This window comes from Acinetobacter sp. DSM 11652 (assembly GCF_900109815.1).
Lineage (GTDB): Bacteria > Pseudomonadota > Gammaproteobacteria > Pseudomonadales > Moraxellaceae > Acinetobacter.
Window position 1 is genome coordinate 88,130 of the sequence record NZ_FOBK01000002.1, and the last position, 24,118, is coordinate 112,247.

Below are 24,118 nucleotides of genomic sequence, written 5' to 3' on the forward strand. Positions count from 1 at the left end.
AGGCTATTTAAGTTTGAATAAATTGACCATTTATACACCTGATATTGAAATACTTGAACTATTTTAATACGTTCATAACATGTAATATTCAATACAATGATTTCTCTGCGCGATTCGCTTAAAGGACCTAAACTTCATGTCAGATCAGAATGAAAAGCTTAAACAATTAAAAACTTCTTCAATGGATCGCCGTCTTTCGATTGCGAAAGCTTCTCTACTGGCTGGCACACGCTGGGCTGCTTCAAGTGCGAGTTCTATTTTTTCAAGCGAAGAAGAAAAAGAAAAAAAACGTAAACAAGCGATGAAAGAACAAGCTGACTATCTTGTTGCTGAAATCGGTAAATTAAAAGGCTCTATCGTCAAAATTGGTCAAATGATGGCGTTATATGGTGAGCATTTTCTACCTGAAGAGATCACGCAAGCTTTAAACACTTTAAATAATCAGACCGTTGCCCTCGCGTGGCCTGCGATCCATGAGCAACTGCGCAACCAACTTGGCTCTAAACTCGATGATCTCACCATTGATCATGAGCCTTTAGGCACCGCATCATTAGCACAGGTTCACCGTGCAACACGTAAGTCTGATGGTCTTGAATTGGTGCTCAAAGTTCAATATCCAGGTGTAGCAAGCGCAATTGACTCAGATATGAGCTTGTTTAAGAACATGCTCAAACTTACACGCATGGTTCCTCAAACTCGTGAATTTGATCAATGGTTTGATGAGGTTCGCGAAATGATGCACCGTGAAGTAAATTACAAAATTGAAGCTGAAACAACACGTCGTTTTAGAGCGCGTTTAAAAGATGATCCGCGTTATGTTGTTCCACAAATTATTGATCAATATTGTACAGATCAAGTGCTTTGTATGACTTTTGAGCGTGGTGTTCCGATTAATAGCCCAGTCATGCTTTCACTCCCTCAGGAGCGTCGCAACAAATTAGGTGAAGCATCGCTTGAAATTGCCGTTCGTGAAGTGTTTGAATGGGGCGAGATGCAGACTGATCCTAACTTTGGTAACTACCTAGTACGCTTAGGTGACGGCGCGCAAATTGAAGATAAAATCATTCTTTTAGACTTCGGTGCGATCCGTCAATTTGATGATCAACTCCTCAAGGTAGCTCGTAATTTAATTACCGCGGGCTATCATCATGATGCTCAAGCCATGGTCAATGCTATGACAGGTTATGAGTTTTTCGATGCAATGCCATTAAGCATTAAACCTGACATGGCAAAAGTGTTCCTTCTAGCTACTGAAGCTTTTAGTACTTATAGCAATAATCCAGACCTACCAACAGGCATTATGGATGAACAGCAGCGCTATGATTGGAAACAAAGCCAACTGCATAGCCGTGTGATGCAACGAGCATCCAAGTCGATGGCATCGCGCTATTTTTCAGTTCCACCGAAAGAATTTATGTTCATCAGTCGTAAGTTCATAGGTGCATATACATTCATGACTGTGATCGAAGCAAAAACAAATGTGCGCAAAATGATCCAATCATATGTTTAAGGAACAAAGACCATAGTGATCTATCGTGTCACTATGGTCAATTTATTAAATAAAAAATTTAATTACCAAAAAGAATATATCTTAAATTTCATTAGAATACCTATTCAATTACCATTTATCTGTTTGGTCAAAAAAGTCTTTTAAGCTAGTCATTTTCGACATAGTCATTTCACTAAACACATGTCACGATCTTGTTGTATAAAAAAACCATCAGGGAATTTACAACAATGAATGATATCGCAAACAAAGCGCAAGGTTTAGGCTTAGCCTTGATCACTAAGCTCGCAGGCAGTGATTTAATCGATCAATTAAAACTAAGAAAAATTATCGAACGCTCGCTTTATCAAGGTTCTAAGGCTGGATTTAAAACCTTGGGCTCTACACAGAAAATTTTTAAACAAAAATCCAATACTCCGACTCAACGTCTATCCAATCAGCAAAAAGGGTTATTTGATCTCAGCCTTTCTGAAGAACAACAGATGACTGTTGATGCGATGCAACAATTTGCTCATGAAGTTCTCTACCCCCTAGCACATACAGCCGACCACCAAGCTACTTTTCCAGAAAACTTATGGGCTCAATTTAAAGATTTAGGTGTCAATTATTATGCATTGCCTGAACAATACGGCGGCGTTGCTTCAGAAAAGAATGTGGTTACAAATGTGCTGATCGCAGAGCAACTTGCACAAGGTGACTTCTCATTAACAGCTACATTACTCTCCACGTTCTCAGTCATTAATGCAATTACACAGTGGGGTTCAGCAGAGATTCAAAATAAGTATTTGTCGGCATTTAGCGAACAAGATGATCTATTTGCAACTTTTGCTGTTCAGGAAAATACACCTGCTTTCAACCCTTTCCAATTAAAAACAAAAGCGACACGCCAAGGCGATCATTTTGTCATTAATGGTGAAAAAACTATCGTTATTCTAGGTGAGCAGGCAGATCTTTTATTGGTTTCCGCAGATTTAGATGGAACAGCTCAGGTTTTCATTGTTGAGCGAAATGAAACGATTTCATATAAAGCAAATCCAGCAATGGGGCTGAAAGCAACCCAATCTGTGAGCCTAAAATTTAACAACACACCAGCATTTAAACTAAATGAGCAAGATTTTGATTATTCAGCGTTCATTGATCTGGGCAATTTAATGTGGTGTGCAATGGCAGTGGGTACATGCCAAGCGGTTAAACAATATTGCATTCAATATGCCAATGAACGCACTGCATTTGGTGAACCAATATCCCACCGTCAAAGTGTTGCATTTATGATCGCGGATATGGCTATTGAAATTGATGCTATGAAAATGTTGGTTTTGAATGCTGCAAGTCGCGCAGAATCAGGTTTAAGTTTCCATCGTGAAGCATACTTAGCACGAATTTTGTGTGCAGAAAAATCAATGAAAATTGGCACTGATGGCGTACAACTCTTAGGTGGACATGGCTTTACCAAAGAACATCCAGTTGAACGTTGGTATCGGGATTTGCGTGCTACTGCCATTATGCATTCTGGTTTACATGCTTAATCAAATAATAAAAATTTAAGGACAAAGATGATGAATTTAGAAAATCCGAAAAAATTTAAAATGCTTGTTGATCAAGCTCATCAGACAGCGTTAAACGTGCTTCGCCCTATTTCACGCAAATATGATAAAGCTGAACATGCTTATCCCAAAGAACTCGACATGTTAGCATCCCTATTGGATGGTATGAATGAAGGTGGCGATGGCATGAATGCTGGCGCTGCCGTCAATAAACGTGGAGATACGACTCAAGGCAACAAAAATGGCGTGAACATGTCTACTGCTTTGGGTGTAATTGAGATGTGTTATGGCGATACTGGTTTATTACTTACCATGCCTCGCCAAGGATTAGGTAACTCTGCAATTGCTGCTGTAGCCAATGAAGAGCAACTTGAACGCTTCAAAGGAACTTGGGCTGCGATGGCAATTACCGAGCCAGGCTGTGGATCTGATTCTGCAGCAATACGCACCACAGCGACTAAAGATGGTGATGATTATATTTTAAATGGCGAGAAAATTTTCGTCACTTCTGGTGAACGAGCTGATTCAGTCGTGGTTTGGGCAACACTCGATAAAAAACTTGGGCGTGCAGCAATCAAATCATTTGTTGTTCCTAAAGGCACGCCTGGCATGACCGTTGAACGTCTTGAACATAAACTCGGAATTAAAGCTTCAGATACTGCTGTCATTCGCTTTATCGATTGTCGTGTCCCTGCTGCAAATTTATTAGGCAATGCTGAAATCGATGTTGCAAAAGGTTTCGCTGGCGTCATGGAAACTTTTGATAATACACGCCCTCTTGTGGCTGCAATGGCAGTTGGGTGCTCTAAAGCGTCTTTAGAGCGTATCAAGGAAATTTTTAAAGACCAACTAGATGCTGAATATGCCACCCCCTACCTTCAATCCTCAAATATTGCAGCTCAGATTTATCGTATGGAAGCAGAATGGGAAGCTGCTCGTTTATTAACCCTAAAAGCTGCATGGATGGCTGACAATAAAAAGCCTAACTCGCGTGAAGCTTCAATTGCAAAAGCGAAAGCTGGACGAATTTGTAATGAAATTACATTGAAGTGTGTCGAACTTGCTGCAAGTGTAGGCTATACCGAAGATGAGTTGTTGGAAAAATGGGCGCGTGACTCCAAAATACTAGATATCTTCGAGGGTACACAACAAATTCAACAGCTTATTGTTGCGCGCCGTGAACTTGGAAAATCATCAAGCGAATTGAAATAAATCACGTTGAATTAAACTCAACTCCGATGAAACTTAGATACACTCTGTGAAGATTTACTAAGTTTCATCGATTATGTACTTTATTCGAACTATTCAACCCCAAGATAATCCCCATATTGCAAAAATCATTCGTGAAGTCTCAGTGGAGTTTGCTCTCGCTGCTGAATCAGGCTTCGCAGTAGCAGATCCAATTCTAGATCAACTCTATGACGTTTATACAAAACCTCACTCCATATATTGGGTTATTAGCAATGACCAACACGAGGTCTTTGGTGGTGGGGGCATTGCACCTTTGCTGGGCCACGAAAACACCCTAGAGATACAAAAAATGTATTTTATGCCCTCAATACGAGGTTTGGGTTTTGCAAAACAAATTCTAGAAAAATGTATCCAATTTGCACGAGATCAGAGTTACACGCAAATTTATCTCGAAACCACAGCATCTCTCTGGCAGGCTGTAAAATTATATGAAAAATTAGGTTTTCAACATCTACAACACCCATTAGGAAATACTGGACATAGTGATGCATGCGAAATACGCATGTTAAAAGTATTATAAAAAAACCGACCCATGGTCGGTTTTTTTATTTTTGAGTGTTAGCCCAATAATTTATCAATAACACCAAATTTTTTAAAAATTTTTGCTCGTCGTTTTGGATGAATATTGGCTTTATTTAAATCGCCACCATAATGGTCAAATACGCGCTTATCCATAATTTTAAACCATAACTTAGGTATTAAAACTGGGATCAACATCGTCGCATATCCACTTGGCAACACTGGCGCTTCTTCAAAGTTTCTCAATGCTTGGAATGGTCGTGTCGGATAAGCATGATGATCCGAATGGCGCTGCAACTGGTATAAGAATAGATTGGTTGTGATGTTATTATTATTCCAACTATGTTCAGGCATAGTACGCGAATAACTTCCATCTTCTTTCTTTTCTCGCAATAAACCGTAGTGCTCAAGATAGTTGACCATTTCAAATAAAGTCACACCGTAAAGTGACTGTATGGCTAAGAATGGTAAAATTTTCTTACCATACAGTTTTAGCATCGTTGCGTGAAAAGTTGCACTAATGGCTGCGCCGTGAAATAACTCATTTTTCAGTGAAAAGAACGACTCACCCTTACGATTTAATCGATGTTTTTCAATCTGTATTGCTGACTTCAAGCCACCGCTAATGGTTCTTGGAAGAAACTCGTAAAAGGTCTCACCCATTTTAGAAGTCGCTGGATCTTCTGGAGTAGCTGCGCGCTTATGATGCCCATATGGGTGCTCAATACGGAAATGATTGTATCCAAGTGGTGCTAGTGTCACGTGTGACCAATAATGATCTGCACGCTTCGGTCGATGGCATAGTTCATGGGCAGTATTCACACCAATACCGTTGATCAACCCCATAGTACAACCAATCAACAACTGATCCAACAATGGGGTTTCTTTACGAGAGACCACGTATCCAGCAAAAAAATTGGCTGCATATTGTAAAGGAACAAACATTTTTACTATACGATCATAGTAAGGATCACTGACTAATTTTTTGATCTGCTCATCACTCGGATTATTCTCATCAGTACCGACCAAAGCATCAATGGTGGGAATAATTACGTGTAATAATAAAGGTCCACCTAATGCAAACAATTTTTTAGTTGCTTTAGGTCCGTATTGATATCCAGCCAAAAAGCCCATCCCTAATACAGGTAGTGCTGGACTAAGCAACCATAAGTAACGCTTCTTATCCAGTTGTAAGCCTTGCGCTATCGGGTTCTGACTCAATAACTCTTCAACTTTTACCTTTGCATTCACTTGCAATTTTCCTTTTCTATTTCTTATTTTTATCTTTGTTCATTTCAAATTTCAAATACAGTCGTAATCGTCCAAAAAAGCTATTGAGTCGTATTTCCACAACGATTTTGAAGCTAAAATACATTATAGAAATCTTTACACATGTTAAGATTCAGCAATTGTAAGCGTATAGGGAATATACGAAAAACATGGATGCCCTCAGTCAAGTTTTTGAAGATATTCACCTCAAAAATACGGAATATCTCTACCTTCAAGCACAAGGTAAATGGGCTTTTGAGTTAAGTCATCAAACAGCCATGATTACCTATATTTTATTATACGGTGAAGCCTTTTTTAAATTTCAAAATGGCGAACAGCTACACTTAAAAGCTGGAGATATGGCAATTATTCCTTCTGGAATGTCACATCAAGCCTATAGCCATCAAGAACAAACATTAGTCAACATTACTCAAATAGATCATTTATTTAAAGGTTTAAGAGATGATGAAATTATCCTCGGTGACGAAGATGATAAATCTGAGAAATCTCTCATCTTCAGTATACGATCTAACATGGACAGTATTATGGGTGGACCATTGATTCAAGCCTTACCCACTTATATCCATTTAAACAATGCACTGAATGCTAGAGAGCCGGAGTGGTTAAGGATCGGGCTTTATTTCGTGGCTGATGAAACCAAGATGAACCGACCTGGTCGCCATAAGATTATGGATCACGTGGTGAGTATTATGTTAATCGAATGCGTGAGAGATTACATTTCCACGCTTACAGATCAGAATAACTGGTTAAATGCACTTACTCACCCAGAATTGAGCCCTGCATTTTCAGCGATTCACAGCCAACCAGAACGAAACTGGACTGTAGAATCATTGGCAGAAACTTGCTTTATGTCGCGTTCAAAATTCGCTCATTTATTTCAAAATATGGTGAATGAAACACCATTAGCATACTTACAGAAACACCGTTTAAGATTAGCCAGTCAACTTTTACGCTTGAGCCAGCTTTCAATCCAACAAATCGCGCACAAAGTTGGTTATTCATCAGAGACTGCATTTAGTCAAGCCTTCAAAAAACATTATCTATGCAGTCCAAGCCAGTATCGGAATACTTATTTGAATTAATCGAATTAAATAAATCATAGCAAAATAAAAAAAGCACCGAAGTGCTTTTTTTATGAAGATAGAATTACTGGTGAGTTACTTAATTTTTGCAACTGACTTTAAATACTCAGTGTAATCTTTAAGTAATTGTGTACCACGATAGTTTTGATAAAGCTGTGCAAGCTGCTGTTTTTCTTCAGCCGAAATCGAATCCATAGATGGTTTTTTTACCTCAGCCACACCGATAATTACCATTTCATTTGGTAATTGAGCTGTAGTCACAGACCACATTCCTGCTTTAGGTTCAGGCACACTAAATGCAGCACGTTCAATTTCTCGTTTAAGACCTTGAGAACGAGTAAACACACCTGCATTTACGAAAGATTGCTGATGCTTAGTTAAAACCTGCTGTGAAGGTAGTGTTTTAAAATCCTTTAACATTGCAGCAACTTTTGCTTGAGCAGCTTCATATGCCTTTTGATTCAACAGCTTTTCTTTAACCTTCGCTTTGGCTACTGATAAAGGTTGAACACCAGCTTCACGGTATTCACGAACTTTCAACCAAACTGTATCACCATTCGCCAATTGTATATTGCTGGTCGCATTACGATCACCATTTTTTACATCTTGACTAAAGATCTTAGCTTTTACAGCAGGATCCGCTAGGACTGTATTTTGAGTGGCAAGAGTTACATTATTCGCAGTAACCAATTTAGCCGATTTTAATTCCTGAGGGACTACATCTAAAGCATCGCTACTTACAACGAGCTCATTCAAACCATTTACTAGATCAGAATAAGCATTGGCATTTTTAGATTTTAATAAATCAGCTTCAAGACGTGCTTTTTCAGACTCAAAACTAGCAACATTCACTTGAGCAGCTTTAGCTTGAATAATATGTACACCAAAATCGGTTTTTACTGGCTTAGAAATCGTACCTTTTGAAGCTTGAACTGCATTATCAAAAGCATCACCGAATACACCGGCTTCATAACCATCAACTCGACCCGCATTATCTTTGGAACTAGAATCTTCAGAATACTGTTGAGCAGCCTCTGCAAAAGATAATCCTGATTGAATTTTTGCATAGACATCATTGGCTATTTTTTCAGCCTCAAGCGCAGTACGATTATCTGTTGTAATCAAAATATGTTGGACTTCAACTTTGGCATTTTTATTTTGTTGAGTTACATATTGATCATAAGCTTGTTTTAATTCTGCATCTGTAACAGTTGTTGTGGCATTTGCTACCATAGCAGGCGTTACCAATACATAATCAAGATCAACTGAGGCAGGTTGCTTAAACAGCACTTTATGTTTTTCATAATAAGCAGCGACTTCAGCATCAGTTATTTTTACAGACGTTTTGTAATCATCCAATTTTACAGATGACATAAATAACGTACGTTGCTCACCTTGTAGATTTGCGATTTGCTGAATATCACTTTGGCTTACCAAAGAATTATCACGAATGCTTGAAACTAACATTTGAAGCGCATGATCTTGTCTTAAATTTTGGATTAGACCCTGGCTCGTCATATTAATTGATCGAAGATAGTTTTCATAAGCTTGTTGTGAAAATTTACCATCAACCTGCAGACTTGGCTGTTGAGCAATCATTTGTTCAATCTGAGCATCACTTAAACTGATGCCTAACTTTTCAGCCTGCTGAACCAATAAAGCACGATCAATTAAACTATCTAGAGCCATTTGTTCAATATACGATTGATTCAGAAGTGATTCATCACCTTGAACCATTTGTAAGAATTGATCTTTATAATTCTTCGTTTGAACTTCTAGCTCTTTATTAGAAATTTCTAAATCATTAACGGTTTTAGCAATCCCATCTTTGTTTCCACCACCGAAATAGCCTTCAATACCGACCAATGCCAATGGTGTCAAAAATAATACTAGAAGGACTTTGCCGAGCCACCCTTTAATGAGTTTACGAAACGATTCCATAGGTATTCCAATATTTTATTTCAAAGCGATTCTAACTGATAATCCAAACCGAATATATCAGATGAAGCCATAAATTTTCTTTTTAATAAAAAACGCGCCAAGTCGGCGCGTTTTGGACTTAATAAGAATTAAGCTACAGAATCTTTTAAACCTTTACCAGCTTTAAAGCTAGGAACTTTGCTTGCTTTAATTTGTAATTCTTCGCCAGTTTTCGGGTTACGACCAGTGCGTGCAGCACGATCTTTAACGCTGAAAGTACCAAATCCTACTAAAGTAACAGAGTCACCTTTTTTCAGCGCTTCGCCAATAGAAGCAATAGTCGCGTCCAATGCCTTACCAGCATCAGTCTTAGACAATCCCCCTTTCTCTGCAATCGCATCAATCAATTCTGATTTATTCATGAAGATTACGTCCTCTTATATCGTTTGTTTAAAATCCAAGGCTTGTATTTTAAAAGGCCATGACGACTTTATAGCAATGCTTTGGGGGGAAACGCAATACTGCTCGACCTGTTTTGATCAAAATAAGCGACAAAAAATACCAAAAATACAGTTTTATCTCTAAATCCATCATTTTTTTTCGAGTTTGGCTCGTAAAGCTTGATTTTCAGCAATGAGCACATCTAATTTCTGGTGAATATCTAAAATCATATTCTCAAGATGTTGTACATCTTTAGTTGAGACGAGCCCAATACGATTAAGCGAAGTACTCACCCCATGATCTAAAAGTTTTTCGACCTTATCTTTTTTATCCGTAACAGACTCTTTAGTTTTTTCCGCAACTTTGTTTACTGTTTGATCTGTAAATTCAACCGTTTTTGATTCAAGCTCTTCACCAACTTTGACTAAAGAGTCAAACATTTTATTACCTTCTTCCTCTGCGCGAGAAAAAGCACCTAAACCAGCAAGCCAAATTTGTTTAGTATATTTACGAAAATCAAGTGTGGACTTACGTTGATGCTTTGTTTTACGTGAGTTTGCAGGTTGTGAGTTGTCCATTAATTCCTGTTCTTTATTGTTATTTACATCTTGATCCACCGTTACACTCCTGTATATTTTAGCCTCTAAACTGACTATTCGTGCATAAAATACATTGATAATATCAAATATCGCTATTGAACCTTGTTCAAAACTGTTCTACAAAGCAATGATAAATGATGTAATCTTAGACTTAATTTAAGTTTGTGTTAATAGAACTTTTTAGATTTATTAAATTTGAATAGGATTTTTTTATGAGTGAATCGCAACAACAACAAGGTCATACCCGTTTGTTGCTTAACATTGTTATGTTAGTTTTAGAGACATTCTATTCTTTCGTCTTAAAACATGACCGTGTTGTTCGCCTTCAAGCAAAAAAATTTGTAGAACAACAAATTACAATTAAAATGAATAGCTATATCCCCTATTTTGACTTTTATATCCAATTTACGGATAAAGGCATCTTATTTGACCTTCAAGCGCCAGAAAAAGAACCTGACCTCAAGGTAAGTAGTACTTTAGTCGATATCATTCAAATTTTCGGGTTCGCAAACCGCAGAAGTTTGAAAAAAATGCGTATTGAAGGTGATCAAACCCTTAAAGACGAATTCAGAGATTTAGCATTGCATCTCTCAACACCGAAATTACTTTCAGATTGGAAAAATTGGTTAACAACAGCTTCTGAAGACCAAGATACAAAGGCTTCGAGAAAACGCATTGCACCATTACTTGAAAAAATTGACTTACAAAGATCTAAAATCAATACACTTCAAGTAGAGGTAAAACAATATAAAAATCGTATTCGTCGCATGCAATCCAACCAAAAACGTATCAACATTGCATTCGGGATAGTTTCGGTTCTATTTGTGGCTTTAATCGTGTATAATTTATTGAATATTTATTAAAATAATAAAGTTTTATCTGTTTGAATCCTCGCCATATTTAATTCCGATTAATTTAGTTGGTTTTTAGAAAAAATACTTGACTAAATTAGTCGGAATTCATAAAATTTCATCATCTAGCCTTTTACACGTGTATCGAATCATGCGCTTAACCACTCGCGGTCGCTACGCAGTGACTGCATTACTTGATCTAGCTTTGCAGCCGACTGAACAAACCATTACTTTGGCAGAAATTGCTACTCGCCAAACTATTTCTGTGGCTTATTTAGAACAACTATTTGCTAAATTAAAGCGTCATGGCTTGGTTTCGAGTGTACGTGGTGCTAATGGTGGATACCATTTAGCGCGTAATGCTTCTGATATTACGGTCTTAGAAATTATTGAAGCTGTAAACGAAACTGTTGATGCAACACGTTGTGACCACAAAGGTAACTGCCAAAATGGCGCAATGTGTCTAACTCACGATTTATGGCAAGAACTCTCCCTCCACATTGCCGATTACTTAGCTAAAATCTCTCTTGCTGATTTAGTTGCTCGCGATAACGTTCAAACTGTTGCGATCCGCCAGAATACAGCTCCATTAGATTCAGCCCTTTTATCGGTTACAGGTATTTGACATGAAACGTCCAATTTATCTTGATTATGCTGCAACGACTCCAGTCGACCCACAAGTTGCTGAGCGCATGATGGAATGCCTTACATTCGATGGGACTTTTGGTAACCCTGCATCACGTTCGCACGCATATGGTTGGCAAGCTGAAGAAAAAGTTGAATACGCTCGTGAGCAAGTTGCAAATCTTGTAAAAGCAGATCCACGCGAAATCGTTTGGACATCTGGCGCTACAGAATCTGACAACCTTGCACTGAAAGGTGTTGCACAGTTCTACGCTTCAAAAGGCAAACACATCATTACGAGTAAAATTGAACATAAAGCAATTTTAGATACTTGCCGTGAATTAGAACAAGAAGGCTTTGAAATTACCTATCTTGAACCAGAAGCTCAAACAGGTCTAATTACTCCTGAAATGGTTCAAGCTGCTTTACGTCCAGATACAATTCTTGTTTCATTAATGATGGTCAATAATGAAATTGGTACTGTGACTGATGTTGCCGCTATTGGTGAATTAACTCGTGCGAATAAGACATATTTCCACGTAGATGCCGCTCAAGCTGCTGGTAAAGTTGAAATCGATTTATCAACCATGAAAATTGATTTAATGAGTTTCTCTGCTCACAAAATTTATGGCCCTAAAGGTATCGGTGCACTTTACGTACGTCGTAGTCCACGTGTGCGTCTTAAAGCTCAAATGCATGGTGGTGGTCATGAGCGCGGTATGCGTTCTGGTACGCTTGCAACTCACCAAATCGTTGGTATGGGTGAAGCATTTGAACTTGCAGGTAAAAACCTAGTTGCTGAACAAACTCGCTTACGCACTCTACGTGACAAACTTTGGAATGGTCTACAAGATCTTGAACAAGTTTTCTTAAATGGTCATCCGACTCAAAACGTAGCAAACTACTTAAACGTAAGTTTTAACTTCGTTGAGGGTGAATCTTTAATGATGTCACTTAAAGATGCTGCTGTTTCATCTGGTTCAGCTTGTACTTCTGCAACATTAGAACCTTCTTATGTTCTTCGTGCATTAGGCTTATCTGATGAGTTAGCACACAGTTCAATTCGCTTCAGTTTTGGTAAATATACGACTGAAGAAGATATTGATCATGTGCTAGAAGTAACTAAAGCTGCTGTAGAAAAATTACGTGACCTTTCTCCACTTTGGGATATGTACAAAGAAGGGATTGATCTGTCGAAAGTTGAATGGACAGAACACTAATTTAAACCAAACACATGCATCTTATTAAGCTTAAATATTGAAATTTAATAAGATGCACCCATATTAAATATTATCAGCCGACCCTGAGGTTTGGAGACGCATCATGGCTTATAGCGAAAAAGTGATTGATCATTACGAAAATCCTCGTAATGTTGGTGTTTTAGATAAAAACGCAGAAAACGTAGGTACAGGTATGGTCGGTGCACCAGCTTGTGGTGACGTTATGCGTCTTCAAATCCAAGTGGATGAGAATGGTGTAATTGAAGAAGCTCGCTTCAAAACTTACGGATGTGGTTCTGCAATTGCTTCAAGTTCACTTGTAACTGAATGGCTAAAAGGTAAAACTTTAGACCAAGCACAGCAAATCAAGAATATTGATATTGCAAATGAACTTGCGCTTCCTCCTGTAAAAGTACACTGCTCTGTACTTGCAGAAGATGCAATTAAAGCTGCTGTAGAAGACTACCGTAGCAAAAAAGCGAAAGCTTAATTTAGCGCTTGATGATTGAATGGAGTTTTCATGATCAATTTAACTGAAAATGCTGCAACTCATATCAGCAATTATTTATTGAATCGCGGTAAGGGTGAAGGTATTCGCGTTGGTGTGAAAACTTCAGGTTGTTCTGGATTGGCTTATGTTCTCGAATTCGTTGATGAAGTTGACGAACATGATCAAGTCTTTGAACAGTTTGGGGTTAAAGTTTTCGTTGATCCGAAGAGCCTTGTTTATCTAGAAGGTATGGAAATGGACTATGTTAAAAATGGTCTAAACGAAGGTTTTGAATTCAACAACCCAAACAAAAAAGGTGAATGTGGTTGTGGTGAATCTTTCACTGTTTAAGATAATCATTCTCTTTTTACCTGATTAAAACAGTGCCCAGCACTGTTTTAATTCTATTCAGCGCCCACTTTTATTTTTCACTATTTTGGAATTTCCAATCCATGAATCATTTTGAGTTGTTTAATCTCCCTGTAGCACTCGATATTGATTTAGCAACTTTGAAAGCGAACTTTCTAAAATTGCAGCAACAATATCATCCAGATAAAGCTGAAAATAAAGACCAAGCCTTGATCAAATCTAGCGAAATCAATCAAGCTTATAAAGTTTTATCTCAAGTTGACAGCCGTGCTGGATATTTACTTACACTCAAAAAACAAGACTATCATTTAGATCAATCCATCAATGATTTCGAATTTTTACAATCTGCATTAGAAATTCGTGAACAGTTAGATGAAGCTCAAAGTTCTGAACAACTTTCATCTTTAAAAACTGAAGTGCAACAATGGATTGATGGTTTAGTTCGCGAATTCAAAATAGACTATGAAGCTGAAGATTGGGCTGAGTCTCGCGATACTGTTCGAAAATTACGTTTCTTCCAAAAAGTGATGAATGATATACATCAAGCTGAAGATCGTATTCTCGATGATGAAGATTTTGACTTAGATGACGAATTCTAATTTTATTTTTTTGTTTTATTTTCAAGGGATTTAACACATGGCACTCTTGCAAATTGCTGAACCTGGACAATCAAGTGCGCCACATGAACATCGCATTGCTATTGGTATTGATTTAGGTACGACCCACTCTCTTGTAGCAACTGTGCTTTCTGGCAAACCTAAAGTTCTAAACGATGAACAAGGTCAAGTGTTACTTCCTTCTATCGTACATTATGCTGAAAACTCTACTGTGCTCGGCAATGACGCAAAACCGTTTATAACTCGTGACCCACAGAATACTATTGTCTCTGTAAAACGTTTTATGGGACGCTCAAAAGCTGATATTAAATTTCAACACCCATATCAATTGGTGGGTGAAGACAATCAGATGCCTGCTTTTGAAACAGCGCAAGGTCGTAAAACACCTGTCGAAATTTCTGCTGAAATTCTAAAAAATCTAAAAGATCGTGCTGAAGCAAGTTTAAAAAATCACATAAATGGTGCTGTCATTACAGTACCTGCCTATTTTGATGAGGCACAACGTCAAGCAACACGAGACGCTGCACAGCTCGCTGGTTTAAACGTACTGAGATTATTAAACGAACCTACAGCAGCAGCTGTAGCGTATGGTTTAGATCAAGCAACAAATTTAAGTACAGATCAAAACTATGTGATTTATGACTTAGGTGGTGGTACTTTCGACGTATCCATCCTACGTTTATCACAGGGTGTATTTGAGGTACTCGCTACAGGTGGACACACTGCACTTGGAGGTGATGATTTAGATCGTCTTATCGTCAAGTGGGCTAAAAAATCGCTCAATATCGAGACCTTAGATGATAACGAGTATGCACACTTCCTTGTTGCAGCACGTAAAGCGAAAGAAGCTTTATCGGACCAAGATCAAGTTAATCTTCAGCTTTTAGAAAACGAATTAACATTGGATCGTGCAACGTTTGAAAGCATCATTAAAGTTGCTCTAGATAAAACGATTTCAGTGTGCAAACGAGTATTACGTGATGCTAAATTGGAATTAGACGATATTAAAAATGTCGTTTTAGTTGGTGGCTCTACTCGCTCTTATGCGGTACAAAAAGCTGTAGCAGAAGTATTTAGTCAAGAACCCCTGTGTACCATTAATCCAGATGAAGTCGTTGCAATTGGTGCTGCAATTACTGCCAACCAATTAATTGGTAATAGCACCGATGGTTCTTTACTACTTGATGTAACACCATTATCACTTGGTATTGAAACCATGGGTGGATTAGTAGAGCGATTAATTTCACGCAATACTGCAATTCCTGTCGCTCGTCGTCAAGAGTTCACCACGTATCAAGATGGTCAAACTGCGATGTTAATCCATGTTGTCCAAGGTGAGCGCGATTTAGTAGAACATTGCCGTAGTCTCGGACGTTTTGTTTTACGCGGCATTCCACCGATGACTGCTGGTCAAGCACGCATTGAAGTGACTTATCAAGTCGATGCTGACGGTCTCTTATCGGTATCTGCTCGTGAAACAACATCTAACGTCTCAGCTCAGATTGATATTAAACCATCATACGGTTTATCTGATACTGATATGGAGCGCCTACTGGTTGATGGTTTTAAATTTGCAGCAGAAGATAAAGCCCTTCGTCATTTACATGAAACTAAAGTTGAAGCTCAACGAGAACTTGAAGCTCTTTCTCAAGCGCTTAAAGCTGATATTAAACTCTTGACTGAACAGGAAGCTCAGGACTTAATTTCTGCACAAACTCATTTGGCTCAACAACTTGAAACTTCTGATATTGAAGCAATTGAAGCTGCTGTTGCTGCGTTAAAAGTTCATAGTGATGCATTTGCTGCAAAACGAATGAATCAACATATTGATCATGCTCTCAAAGGCACTAAGCTTGACGATTGGTCAAACTCAAACTAAACATAGGTAAAAATTTATGCCACGTATTAAAGTTCTTCCACATGCGCAAATTTGCCCTGAAGGTGCTGAGTTTGAAGTTGAGCAAAATGCCAATCTTTGCGAAAGCCTTCTAAAAAATGGTATCAAAATTGAACATGCTTGTGATATGTCTGCAGCTTGTACGACCTGCCATGTCATTGTTCGTAAAGGTTTTGACGGTCTTGAAGAAATGAATGATGTAGAAGCAGATTTACTCGATCGTGCTTGGGGTTTAGAGCCTGATTCACGTCTTTCTTGTCAAGTAAAAATTGAAAATGATGATTTAGAAGTTGAAATTCCGAAGTACACGATTAACCATGCTTCTGAAAATCATTAATCATTTGTAAAACCATATAAAAAAGGTCACTTAAGTGACCTTTTTATTTATGTAGATATAAAATCCTAATTTAGATATTTTACTTCATCAGATAGTTTTAACTTCACAATACCAGAAGAGTTGGTTAAATCCTGCTGAAGTTTAATACGTTCAATCATTTTTTCTAAAACTGCGATTAATTCAGCATATTCGTAATTTTGTACTTCTTCCATATTCAGCACCAGTTGAAACCCTTTGTACTCGTAATCAAACCAATGTTGATGGGTTTGCTTGGTGCTATATTTTTCCATGACCTGCCAACTTTTAATTGAACCATGAATCCCTTTCAGCTCTATAGGTTCCTGAGGTGCACAAAGATAATAGTTTTTAACTAACTTATAAGTCTCATCCGAGATTAAAATTTCATCAATTTCTGCAGCATTTTGAAGTCTTGCAGCTAAATTTGCATCCCGCCCAACAATGGTATATGCCATTCGATGAACTGCGCCATAGTTACCAACGTGACAATAACCTGTACTAATGCCCATACGTATATGCAGTGCTGAGTATCCCATTTTCACCCAGCGTTCACGCAAAAATTTCATTTGTTGACGCATTGCCATCGCCATATCGATGCAATTTTTGGCATCCTGCTCAACCCCTTGCGAATCTGGATCTCCAAAGAAAATGAGAATCGCGTCTCCCATAAACTTGTCAATTGTTCCACCATATTGCTTGGCAATTTCAGTCATATGGCTCAGATAATCATTCAAAACAAAAGCTAAGTCATCTGGAATAAGAGTCTCTGAAAGCTCAGTAAATCCCTGAATATCAGAGAAAAAAATCGTAATTTTTTTTCGTTTATATTCAAGTTTCGCTTCAGTTTCACCACGCATGATTGATTGCCACAATTGAATTGGTGCATAGCGACTTAACTGATTCGATAACTCAATATATCGATTCATTTCTTTAAAATAAGTTTGACGTTGAACATCTAATTTTTTTACACGTCGATTCTGATAATAATTAGCAAAATTCACAAAAAGAATCGCACATATACACGAGACTACGGACAATTCGATTGAAGTTTGCTGGAAATAATCTTCAAAACCAAAAATAAAAATTGTACAAATATAAAAAACAATGATCGCAACTAAAATTGCAATCGAACTCACCATCATCGAAATTTTATTATTAACGGCGGTAAACACCAATCCAAACAGGAAAACAAATGTTGGCAACAAACTTAAATGCACTGCTGCTAAGGCGGTAGCTACAACAACTACATCAATAATAAAGAACGCAAAACGTCTGGTTTTACTACCATAACGATATTGGATACTGTGTGAAATTCGGGGTGCCAATAGAATCAGCAAGAAAATAAATAGAGGGTATAAAATCTGATAATTTTGGTTTTGTGAAGTGAAATAATAGATCACAACAAGAATCGCGATCATCACATACCCCATCATCCTGAGGAGTACTTCAAACTGCTGTGGCTCTTTATCCAGCATTCGTTCAAATGGCAATTGCTATTACCTCAATTCACATTATTTTTATTCTTCCTTGAAATTGACGTATTTACTCCATACGCCAATCGAAAGGCATGTCACCTTGACCACGTAGCGCGAGCATGAGCGTTTGACGCATATGCGCTAAAACATCATTACTGTAAGGAACTGCAGGTGAAGCACCCCAAACAGGCTTAGGCCATGCAGAATCATTCTGATAACGAACTACATGATGAAAATGAAGTTGAGGAACCATATTTCCTAGTGCTGCAACGTTCATTTTATCCGCACGGAAAACTCGAGATAATTGACTAGATAACCAGCTAGATTCTCTTAAAAATTGTTCTTGGTCTGCTTGGCTTAATTCATATAATTCAGTTACACCAGGAACACGCGGTACCAAAATCAACCATGGAAATTGCATGTCATTCATTAAACGACAAGTTGAAAGTGGAAAGTCGCCAACAAAAAAAGTATCTTGAGCAAGTTGTGGATGCAAACTAAACATATATTTATAAATGACGCAAAAATTAAATGGATAGCTAATACTAACACAACAGTTTTAGACTGAGTATTATTAGTCATGTGTTTCGATACAAAAAAATATGTATTTCATTGATTTGAATCTCACTCATTCATTGCAATGCATCGCTAAAAAATCAACCTATAAGGTTGACTGTCAGCCAGTGCATTTTGAGCAATGAACAAGTATTGATTCAAGCCCAACTTAGATCAGTTGAGCCCTCTCATCAACTCATCTAAAAGATCATTAATAAACTGAATTCTTTTATCATTTTCCTCAAGCATAACCATCACTTTCAGACGTTGACCACCGTCCATTCTAAAAAATGTCGGATGTTTTTGCATCATTTGGATAATACTCATCGCTTGAACAGGAGTATCAGGTGAAAATTCAATTTGGCCACCCTGCTTACTCAAATCAATCTTGGTAATACCTAATTTTTCTGCTTTTATACGCACCTGATGAACAGTAAAAAGATATTTCACTTGTTGAGGTAGCACACCAAAACGATCGATAAGCTCCATACGGATATGATCGAGTTTTTCTTGTGTATCCGTATTACTAATTCGCTTATAGAACAATAAACGCTGATGCACATCACCTAAATATTCATCTGGAATTAATGCAGGCATATGTAAACTAATTTCTGCGGTGAGTGACAAAGGTGCATCAAAGTTAGGAGTCTTACCATTTTGGATGACTTTAGTCGCTTTCTCAAGCATTTCCATATATAGACTATATCCAATTGCATGCATTGAACCACTTTGCTGCTCACCTAGAAGCTCGCCTGCTCCACGTATTTCTAAATCCTCTGTCGCCAATACAAAACCAGCGCCTAAAGTAGAAGCACGCTGAATGGCATCAAGTCGTTTTTCAGCATCACCTTTTAAGCCTTTAATAGACGGAACCATCAGATACGCATAGGCTTGATGATGAGAGCGCCCCACACGACCACGCAGTTGATGAAGTTGTGCCAAACCTAGCTTGTCTGCTCGCTCAATGATAATTGTATTGGCATTTGGTACATCAATTCCCGTTTCAATAATGGTCGAACACACCAATACATTATATTCTTTATGATAAAACTGCTGCATGACCTGTTCTAACTCACGCTCACGCATTTGACCATGCGCAACTGCAACCCGAGCTTCAGGAACTAACAACCGAATATTTTCAGCCGCTCGTTCAATGGTATCCACTTCATTATGCAAAATATAAACCTGACCACCACGTAATAGTTCACGCAAGATCGCCTCTTTCATCGTGGCATCGGTCTGCTCATTGACAAAGGTCTTAACAGCGAGACGGCGTGCAGGTGGTGTAGCAATAATTGAGAGGTCACGCATACCTGAAAACGCCATATTTAAGGTACGCGGGATTGGCGTAGCGGTTAGCGTCAGCATATCTACATCGGCACGCATCGCTTTAATACGTTCTTTATCTCGCACACCAAAGCGATGTTCTTCATCAACAATCATCAATCCAAGTTGTTTAAACTGGACATTTTCCTGCAAAATTTTATGCGTTCCAATGACGATATCAACTTTACCCTCTGCCAAATCTTCGATCGTTTTTAAGTGTGTTTTATTTGAGCCAAATCGAGATAACACTTCAATACGGATAGGCCAATCAGCAAATCGATCTTTGAAAGATTCATAATGCTGTTGCGCAAGTAAAGTTGTTGGAACTAAAACAGCAACTTGCTTATTGTTCTGTACAGCAACAAAAGCAGCTCTCATCGCCACTTCTGTCTTACCAAATCCAACATCACCACAGACTAAACGATCCATTGGTTTAGCTTGTTGCATGTCGTATAAAGTCGCTTCGATAGCATTCGCTTGATCAAGCGTTTCTTCATAAGCAAAACCACTAACAAACTGCATATAAGTAGTGTGATCTAATTCAAATTGAATACCTGGTTTTGAGTGGCGTCTTGCTTGAATATGAAGAAGTTCGGCTGCAACATCATGTATTTGCTCTAGTGCTTTGCGCTTAGCTTTATTCCAAGCATCAGTACCAAGTTTATGCAGTGGTGCTAAATCAGGATCACCTCCACTGTATCGACTGATCAGATGCAAATTGGTGACAGGAACATAGACTTTGGCATCATCAGCATAATTAAGTTGCAAAAATTCGTGGTCTTGCTCATCAATACATAAAGTCACTAATCCCGCATAGCGACCTACACCGTGATCAATATGAACTACAGGAGCACCTATACTTAATTCAGTTAAACTTTTAACTAAGAACTCTTCAGAAACTTCATGCTGGCGTTTTCTACGGCGTTGTACAACACGATGATCATAGAGTTGATTTTCTGAAATGACAGATATTTGTCCTTTAATCTCCAAGCCACGTTCAAGTGGTGCATGCGTTACTGCTACTGAATATTGTTGATTAATAAACTCCTGATAATGCTCTACAACAGGAATTTCACCCATACTTGCTCGCAAGGAGTCCTTTAACGATTCACGACGTCCCGCACTTTCAGCAACGAGTAAGACAGGGTGTTGTGCAGCATCAATAAATGATTTTACAGCATGAAATGGCTGTTGATGTTTAGGCTCTACCGCTAAACGAGGTGGCTGTTCAGCAGAGGTATTAATTACACCCGCTTTAGGTTCAAAAACTTCGTCAGATGCGATAATACGAGGAAACTGATTGAGTTGTTCAAAAATTTGATTTTGTTGAAAGAAGATTTGTTCTGGAGCTAATAAAGGTTGATCAACATTATGACGTCGGTCTTCATAACGCTGATAAATATCTTTCCAAAATTGAGTTAATTCACTTTCAATATTTCGATCTGTAATGACAATAGAATGATTTGGTAAGTATGATGTAATACCACTTTGTTCTAGCATTTCTTTTTTTGAAAAGAACAGCGGAAAGTAATAGTCCAATCCGGGTGAAGATATACCCTCCATTACATCCTGATAAATCGGATTTTTTTTCGGGTTCGCCGTTGGAAACTCTTCAGCATAACGGTCTCGAAATTGAGCTCTACCTTCTTTTAAAGGAAACTCTTTAGCTGGTAAAACCTTAAAATGTTCAAGTTTCGTCGTGGTCCTTTGAGTTTCTGGATCAAAAAATTTTAAAGAATCAATTTCATCATCAAACAAATCTATTCGAATTGGAGCATCTTGCCCTGAAGCAAAAATATCAACTAAACTTCCCCGAACAGCAAACTCTCCATGATCATATACAGTATCGACCAAATGATAACCAGCCTGAATCAGGCGTTGTTTCTGCTTTTCTAAATCAAATTTTTGCCCAACGCTAATATCAAAATGCTCACCTAACACCCAAGACGTCGGCGCAACACGTTGTGCCAAAGTTGTGCTTGAAATGAGTAGTATCCCTTTTGCTGGCATATTAGAGAGCACTGATAATCTTTCTGAGACAATATCTTGATGCGGAGACAACCGATCGTAAGGTAAGATCTCCCAATCTGGAAAGATGGTGGGCTTCACACCATAAAATTCAAGTTCACTCTCAAGTTGAGCTAAATGTTGATTATTTCTAGCTACCAGAACAAAGAGTCGATCAGAGTTTTGACTTATTTCTTTTAAAAGCAAAGCGATGGCAGAGCCTTTAAGCGCCCCTAACCATCTTTTTTCGCCAGATTTTATTTGTGATAGATTAAGTTGAGAAATTTCTTTTTGGAACATGAAGATCGCTTTAAAAGTCTGGTAGGACATTGCACTATTTTATCATGTTCAAAATCGAGAATGAGTTATTTTTAGATATCACAAACATTCAGTCGCAAACATTAGCACTCACGTTTGAATTCACGATAATAATCATTGAGCAATATCACGAATTTTTTTAACTGTTCTAGATTCTGTTGATTATTACCTAATCTCGTAGTAAAACGACCTGTATTCAACTCGAGATCTATTTTCTCTTTGATCAACATTCCCCGATAAAATAAATTTTCCAAATCATCAAAACGAGTAACCTTTCGGTTCGAAAAATATGACAATCTTTCATTTAGTTCATTCAAAACAACGTCATCGATAATATATCCTAATTCAGGATCATGACGAATTTGATGGGTCTGTAAATAAACTTGCTCAGCCGATGGTTTTTTTTGAAACAAATCAGAAATTTTTTTAAACATAGTTTGGGAAGAAAAGCTGAAAACTCAAAATGATGGTCTATCTTAGCATCTGGTTACGAATACACCTATATTCATGACCAAAAAGCACTCAAACTAAAATTAACCGTAATTTTTTCTTAAATATTCTACAATCTTCTTCGATTCGAACAATTTTACGCCTGTATTAGGATCAACTAAATACGGGACTTGTATATCCTTCCCCTTGCGATTCATTACCTTTACAACCTGCTCGCGTTTACCGCCTGCCAAAGGAATATATTTCCCAGGCTTCAATCGTAAAATCGCTGGTCCTTGATCCTGCCAACGTTCTTTAGCAACATTATGAAACTTAAATGGTAATTCAAGTTCTGTGAGTTCAGCGCGCACGATTCTGGTGTATGGACTCGCTTCAAACCCCCACAGCTCAATTAAATGCTCGGGTTGTGGTCTCTGCTTAATCGCTTTATTTATAAAAATCCCACGAGCACCATTAATCAGTGTTCCAGCTAGAGCAACTACAGGCAATTTGGGGTAGTGTGAGAATTGCTTCGGTGTTTGACCTGTCTCACCATAATGCTTAAAAAGATAGTAAATAATATCCTGAGACTCGTAAAGTTTAGCCCCAGTATTTTCATCAATTAAAAAAGGAAATTGAATCTTACCACCAAGTGTTTTTACTTGATCTCGATAGACCCTTCCACCTTTCGGACAAGGATACACTTCGTAGTCAAGATTAAGTAAAGTCAACACCTCTCTTACACGACGACAGAATGGTGATCCTTCAAATTCGTAAAGCTTTAATGCTTTTTCTGGCTGTTTAGGAAACGGTGTACCTGAAGTCCCACGTCCACCTTCTGCAACAGCTGAAGCTAGCGCCTGAGCCACTTTTAATTGATGAATCACCATACTGATTACCTCGTTTTTGTTTTATTTAAATTAATCGACTAATTTTGTCTTGGACACAATAATTCCATTATTGTCTGCATAGATATAATCACCTGGTTGGATTGTGATATTTCCAATTTGAATCGTGATATTGGTTTCGCCCACCCCTTTGCGATTACTTTTTTGAGGTATAGCCGCAAGTGCGTGCACGCCTAGATTTAAACTCGCAATGGCATCAACATCTCTAACACAACCATTAATAATGACACCACTCCATCCATATTTAACGGCAGACTCAGCAATCATATCTCCCATCAATGCACAACGCATGGAAGAACCACCATCTACAACTAAAACTTTGCCTTGCCCATCTGTAGCGAGTAACTCTTTTACTCGTGAATTGTCCTCAAAACATTTAACAGTGACAGCTTCACCCCCAAAGCTTTTTACACCACCGTAACTTTTGAAGAATTTTCCATCAATAGATGGATACAATACTTGAATATCTAAATCAGGATGGTCATCCAGTAAATCACACGTCACAAATGTTGGCGTTGTCACTT

General features: G+C 38.1%; 23 protein-coding genes. 13 read left to right on the forward strand and 10 right to left on the reverse strand.

What is annotated here, in order from left to right:
* The first annotated feature begins 136 nt into the window (after positions 1-136).
* From BMW42_RS02750 to BMW42_RS02765, 4 genes are all read left to right on the forward strand, one after another.
* Positions 137-1,510 carry an ABC1 kinase family protein gene (locus BMW42_RS02750; protein WP_092766329.1) on the forward strand — a complete coding sequence of 458 codons (1,374 nt, stop codon included), beginning with the start codon at positions 137-139 and terminating at the stop codon, positions 1,508-1,510.
* A 227-nt stretch (positions 1,511-1,737) separates the two neighbouring features.
* Positions 1,738-3,033, forward strand: coding sequence for an acyl-CoA dehydrogenase family protein (locus tag BMW42_RS02755; RefSeq protein ID WP_092766330.1), 1,296 nt, complete (start codon positions 1,738-1,740; stop codon positions 3,031-3,033).
* A gap of 30 nt (positions 3,034-3,063) precedes the next feature.
* Positions 3,064-4,263: an acyl-CoA dehydrogenase family protein gene (locus BMW42_RS02760; protein WP_035263603.1), complete on the forward strand. Its 1,200-nt coding sequence runs from the start codon at positions 3,064-3,066 to the stop codon at positions 4,261-4,263.
* A gap of 73 nt (positions 4,264-4,336) precedes the next feature.
* Positions 4,337-4,822: a GNAT family N-acetyltransferase gene (locus tag BMW42_RS02765; RefSeq protein ID WP_092766331.1), complete on the forward strand. Its 486-nt coding sequence runs from the start codon at positions 4,337-4,339 to the stop codon at positions 4,820-4,822.
* A gap of 38 nt (positions 4,823-4,860) precedes the next feature.
* On the opposite strand, the gene BMW42_RS02770 is transcribed toward BMW42_RS02765, so the two are convergent.
* On the reverse strand, positions 4,861-6,072 hold the full coding sequence (locus tag BMW42_RS02770) for an alkane 1-monooxygenase (RefSeq protein WP_035263607.1): 1,212 nt from the start codon (positions 6,070-6,072) through the stop codon (positions 4,861-4,863).
* 188 nt (positions 6,073-6,260) lie between these two features.
* Here BMW42_RS02770 and BMW42_RS02775 point away from each other — a divergent pair, with 188 nt between their 5' ends.
* Entirely contained in the window at positions 6,261-7,193 is a 933-nt protein-coding gene (locus BMW42_RS02775) for an AraC family transcriptional regulator (RefSeq protein ID WP_092766332.1), read from the forward strand.
* Positions 7,194-7,268: 75 nt separating this feature from the next.
* On the opposite strand, the gene BMW42_RS02780 is transcribed toward BMW42_RS02775, so the two are convergent.
* The 3 genes from BMW42_RS02780 to BMW42_RS02790 all read right to left on the reverse strand — a co-directional run bounded on the left by BMW42_RS02780 (position 7,269) and on the right by BMW42_RS02790 (position 10,132).
* On the reverse strand, positions 7,269-9,134 hold the full coding sequence (locus tag BMW42_RS02780; RefSeq protein WP_092766333.1) for a SurA N-terminal domain-containing protein: 1,866 nt from the start codon (positions 9,132-9,134) through the stop codon (positions 7,269-7,271).
* 128 nt (positions 9,135-9,262) lie between these two features.
* The gene (locus BMW42_RS02785) at positions 9,263-9,535 is read right to left on the reverse strand and encodes an HU family DNA-binding protein (protein ID WP_035263613.1); all 273 of its coding nucleotides are present in this window, start codon (positions 9,533-9,535) and stop codon (positions 9,263-9,265) included.
* Between the two features lie 168 nt (positions 9,536-9,703).
* On the reverse strand, positions 9,704-10,132 hold the full coding sequence (locus BMW42_RS02790; protein WP_092766445.1) for a phasin family protein: 429 nt from the start codon (positions 10,130-10,132) through the stop codon (positions 9,704-9,706).
* A 233-nt stretch (positions 10,133-10,365) separates the two neighbouring features.
* Here BMW42_RS02790 and BMW42_RS02795 point away from each other — a divergent pair, with 233 nt between their 5' ends.
* The 8 genes from BMW42_RS02795 to fdx all read left to right on the forward strand — a co-directional run bounded on the left by BMW42_RS02795 (position 10,366) and on the right by fdx (position 16,558).
* Complete coding sequence (locus tag BMW42_RS02795) at positions 10,366-11,016, forward strand: hypothetical protein (protein ID WP_092766334.1); 651 nt, start codon at positions 10,366-10,368, stop codon at positions 11,014-11,016.
* Between the two features lie 139 nt (positions 11,017-11,155).
* A complete protein-coding gene (locus BMW42_RS02800) occupies positions 11,156-11,629 on the forward strand; it encodes an Rrf2 family transcriptional regulator (RefSeq protein ID WP_035263618.1) in 474 nt (157 codons plus the stop codon).
* 1 nt (position 11,630) lies between these two features.
* Entirely contained in the window at positions 11,631-12,848 is a 1,218-nt protein-coding gene (locus BMW42_RS02805) for an IscS subfamily cysteine desulfurase (protein ID WP_035263620.1), read from the forward strand.
* A 103-nt stretch (positions 12,849-12,951) separates the two neighbouring features.
* Complete coding sequence (iscU, locus tag BMW42_RS02810) at positions 12,952-13,338, forward strand: Fe-S cluster assembly scaffold IscU (protein ID WP_035263622.1); 387 nt, start codon at positions 12,952-12,954, stop codon at positions 13,336-13,338.
* 30 nt (positions 13,339-13,368) lie between these two features.
* A complete protein-coding gene (gene iscA, locus BMW42_RS02815) occupies positions 13,369-13,689 on the forward strand; it encodes an iron-sulfur cluster assembly protein IscA (protein ID WP_035263624.1) in 321 nt (106 codons plus the stop codon).
* Between the two features lie 101 nt (positions 13,690-13,790).
* Positions 13,791-14,306: a Fe-S protein assembly co-chaperone HscB gene (hscB, locus tag BMW42_RS02820; protein ID WP_092766335.1), complete on the forward strand. Its 516-nt coding sequence runs from the start codon at positions 13,791-13,793 to the stop codon at positions 14,304-14,306.
* Positions 14,307-14,343: 37 nt separating this feature from the next.
* Complete coding sequence (gene hscA, locus BMW42_RS02825) at positions 14,344-16,203, forward strand: Fe-S protein assembly chaperone HscA (protein ID WP_092766336.1); 1,860 nt, start codon at positions 14,344-14,346, stop codon at positions 16,201-16,203.
* 16 nt (positions 16,204-16,219) lie between these two features.
* Entirely contained in the window at positions 16,220-16,558 is a 339-nt protein-coding gene (gene fdx, locus BMW42_RS02830; RefSeq protein ID WP_035263630.1) for an ISC system 2Fe-2S type ferredoxin, read from the forward strand.
* 65 nt (positions 16,559-16,623) lie between these two features.
* Here fdx and BMW42_RS02835 read toward each other — a convergent pair whose 3' ends face one another.
* From BMW42_RS02835 to rraA, 6 genes are all read right to left on the reverse strand, one after another.
* A complete protein-coding gene (locus BMW42_RS02835) occupies positions 16,624-18,066 on the reverse strand; it encodes an adenylate/guanylate cyclase domain-containing protein (RefSeq protein ID WP_035263632.1) in 1,443 nt (480 codons plus the stop codon).
* Between the two features lie 52 nt (positions 18,067-18,118).
* Positions 18,119-18,556 carry an HIT domain-containing protein gene (locus tag BMW42_RS02840; RefSeq protein ID WP_035263634.1) on the reverse strand — a complete coding sequence of 146 codons (438 nt, stop codon included), beginning with the start codon at positions 18,554-18,556 and terminating at the stop codon, positions 18,119-18,121.
* A gap of 224 nt (positions 18,557-18,780) precedes the next feature.
* The gene (mfd, locus tag BMW42_RS02845) at positions 18,781-22,239 is read right to left on the reverse strand and encodes a transcription-repair coupling factor (RefSeq protein ID WP_092766446.1); all 3,459 of its coding nucleotides are present in this window, start codon (positions 22,237-22,239) and stop codon (positions 18,781-18,783) included.
* A gap of 101 nt (positions 22,240-22,340) precedes the next feature.
* On the reverse strand, positions 22,341-22,691 hold the full coding sequence (locus BMW42_RS02850; protein ID WP_092766337.1) for a hypothetical protein: 351 nt from the start codon (positions 22,689-22,691) through the stop codon (positions 22,341-22,343).
* Positions 22,692-22,790: 99 nt separating this feature from the next.
* The gene (locus BMW42_RS02855; protein ID WP_092766338.1) at positions 22,791-23,576 is read right to left on the reverse strand and encodes a glutathione S-transferase N-terminal domain-containing protein; all 786 of its coding nucleotides are present in this window, start codon (positions 23,574-23,576) and stop codon (positions 22,791-22,793) included.
* 30 nt (positions 23,577-23,606) lie between these two features.
* On the reverse strand, positions 23,607-24,116 hold the full coding sequence (rraA, locus tag BMW42_RS02860) for a ribonuclease E activity regulator RraA (RefSeq protein ID WP_035263643.1): 510 nt from the start codon (positions 24,114-24,116) through the stop codon (positions 23,607-23,609).
* Between the last annotated feature and the right edge of the window lie 2 nt (positions 24,117-24,118).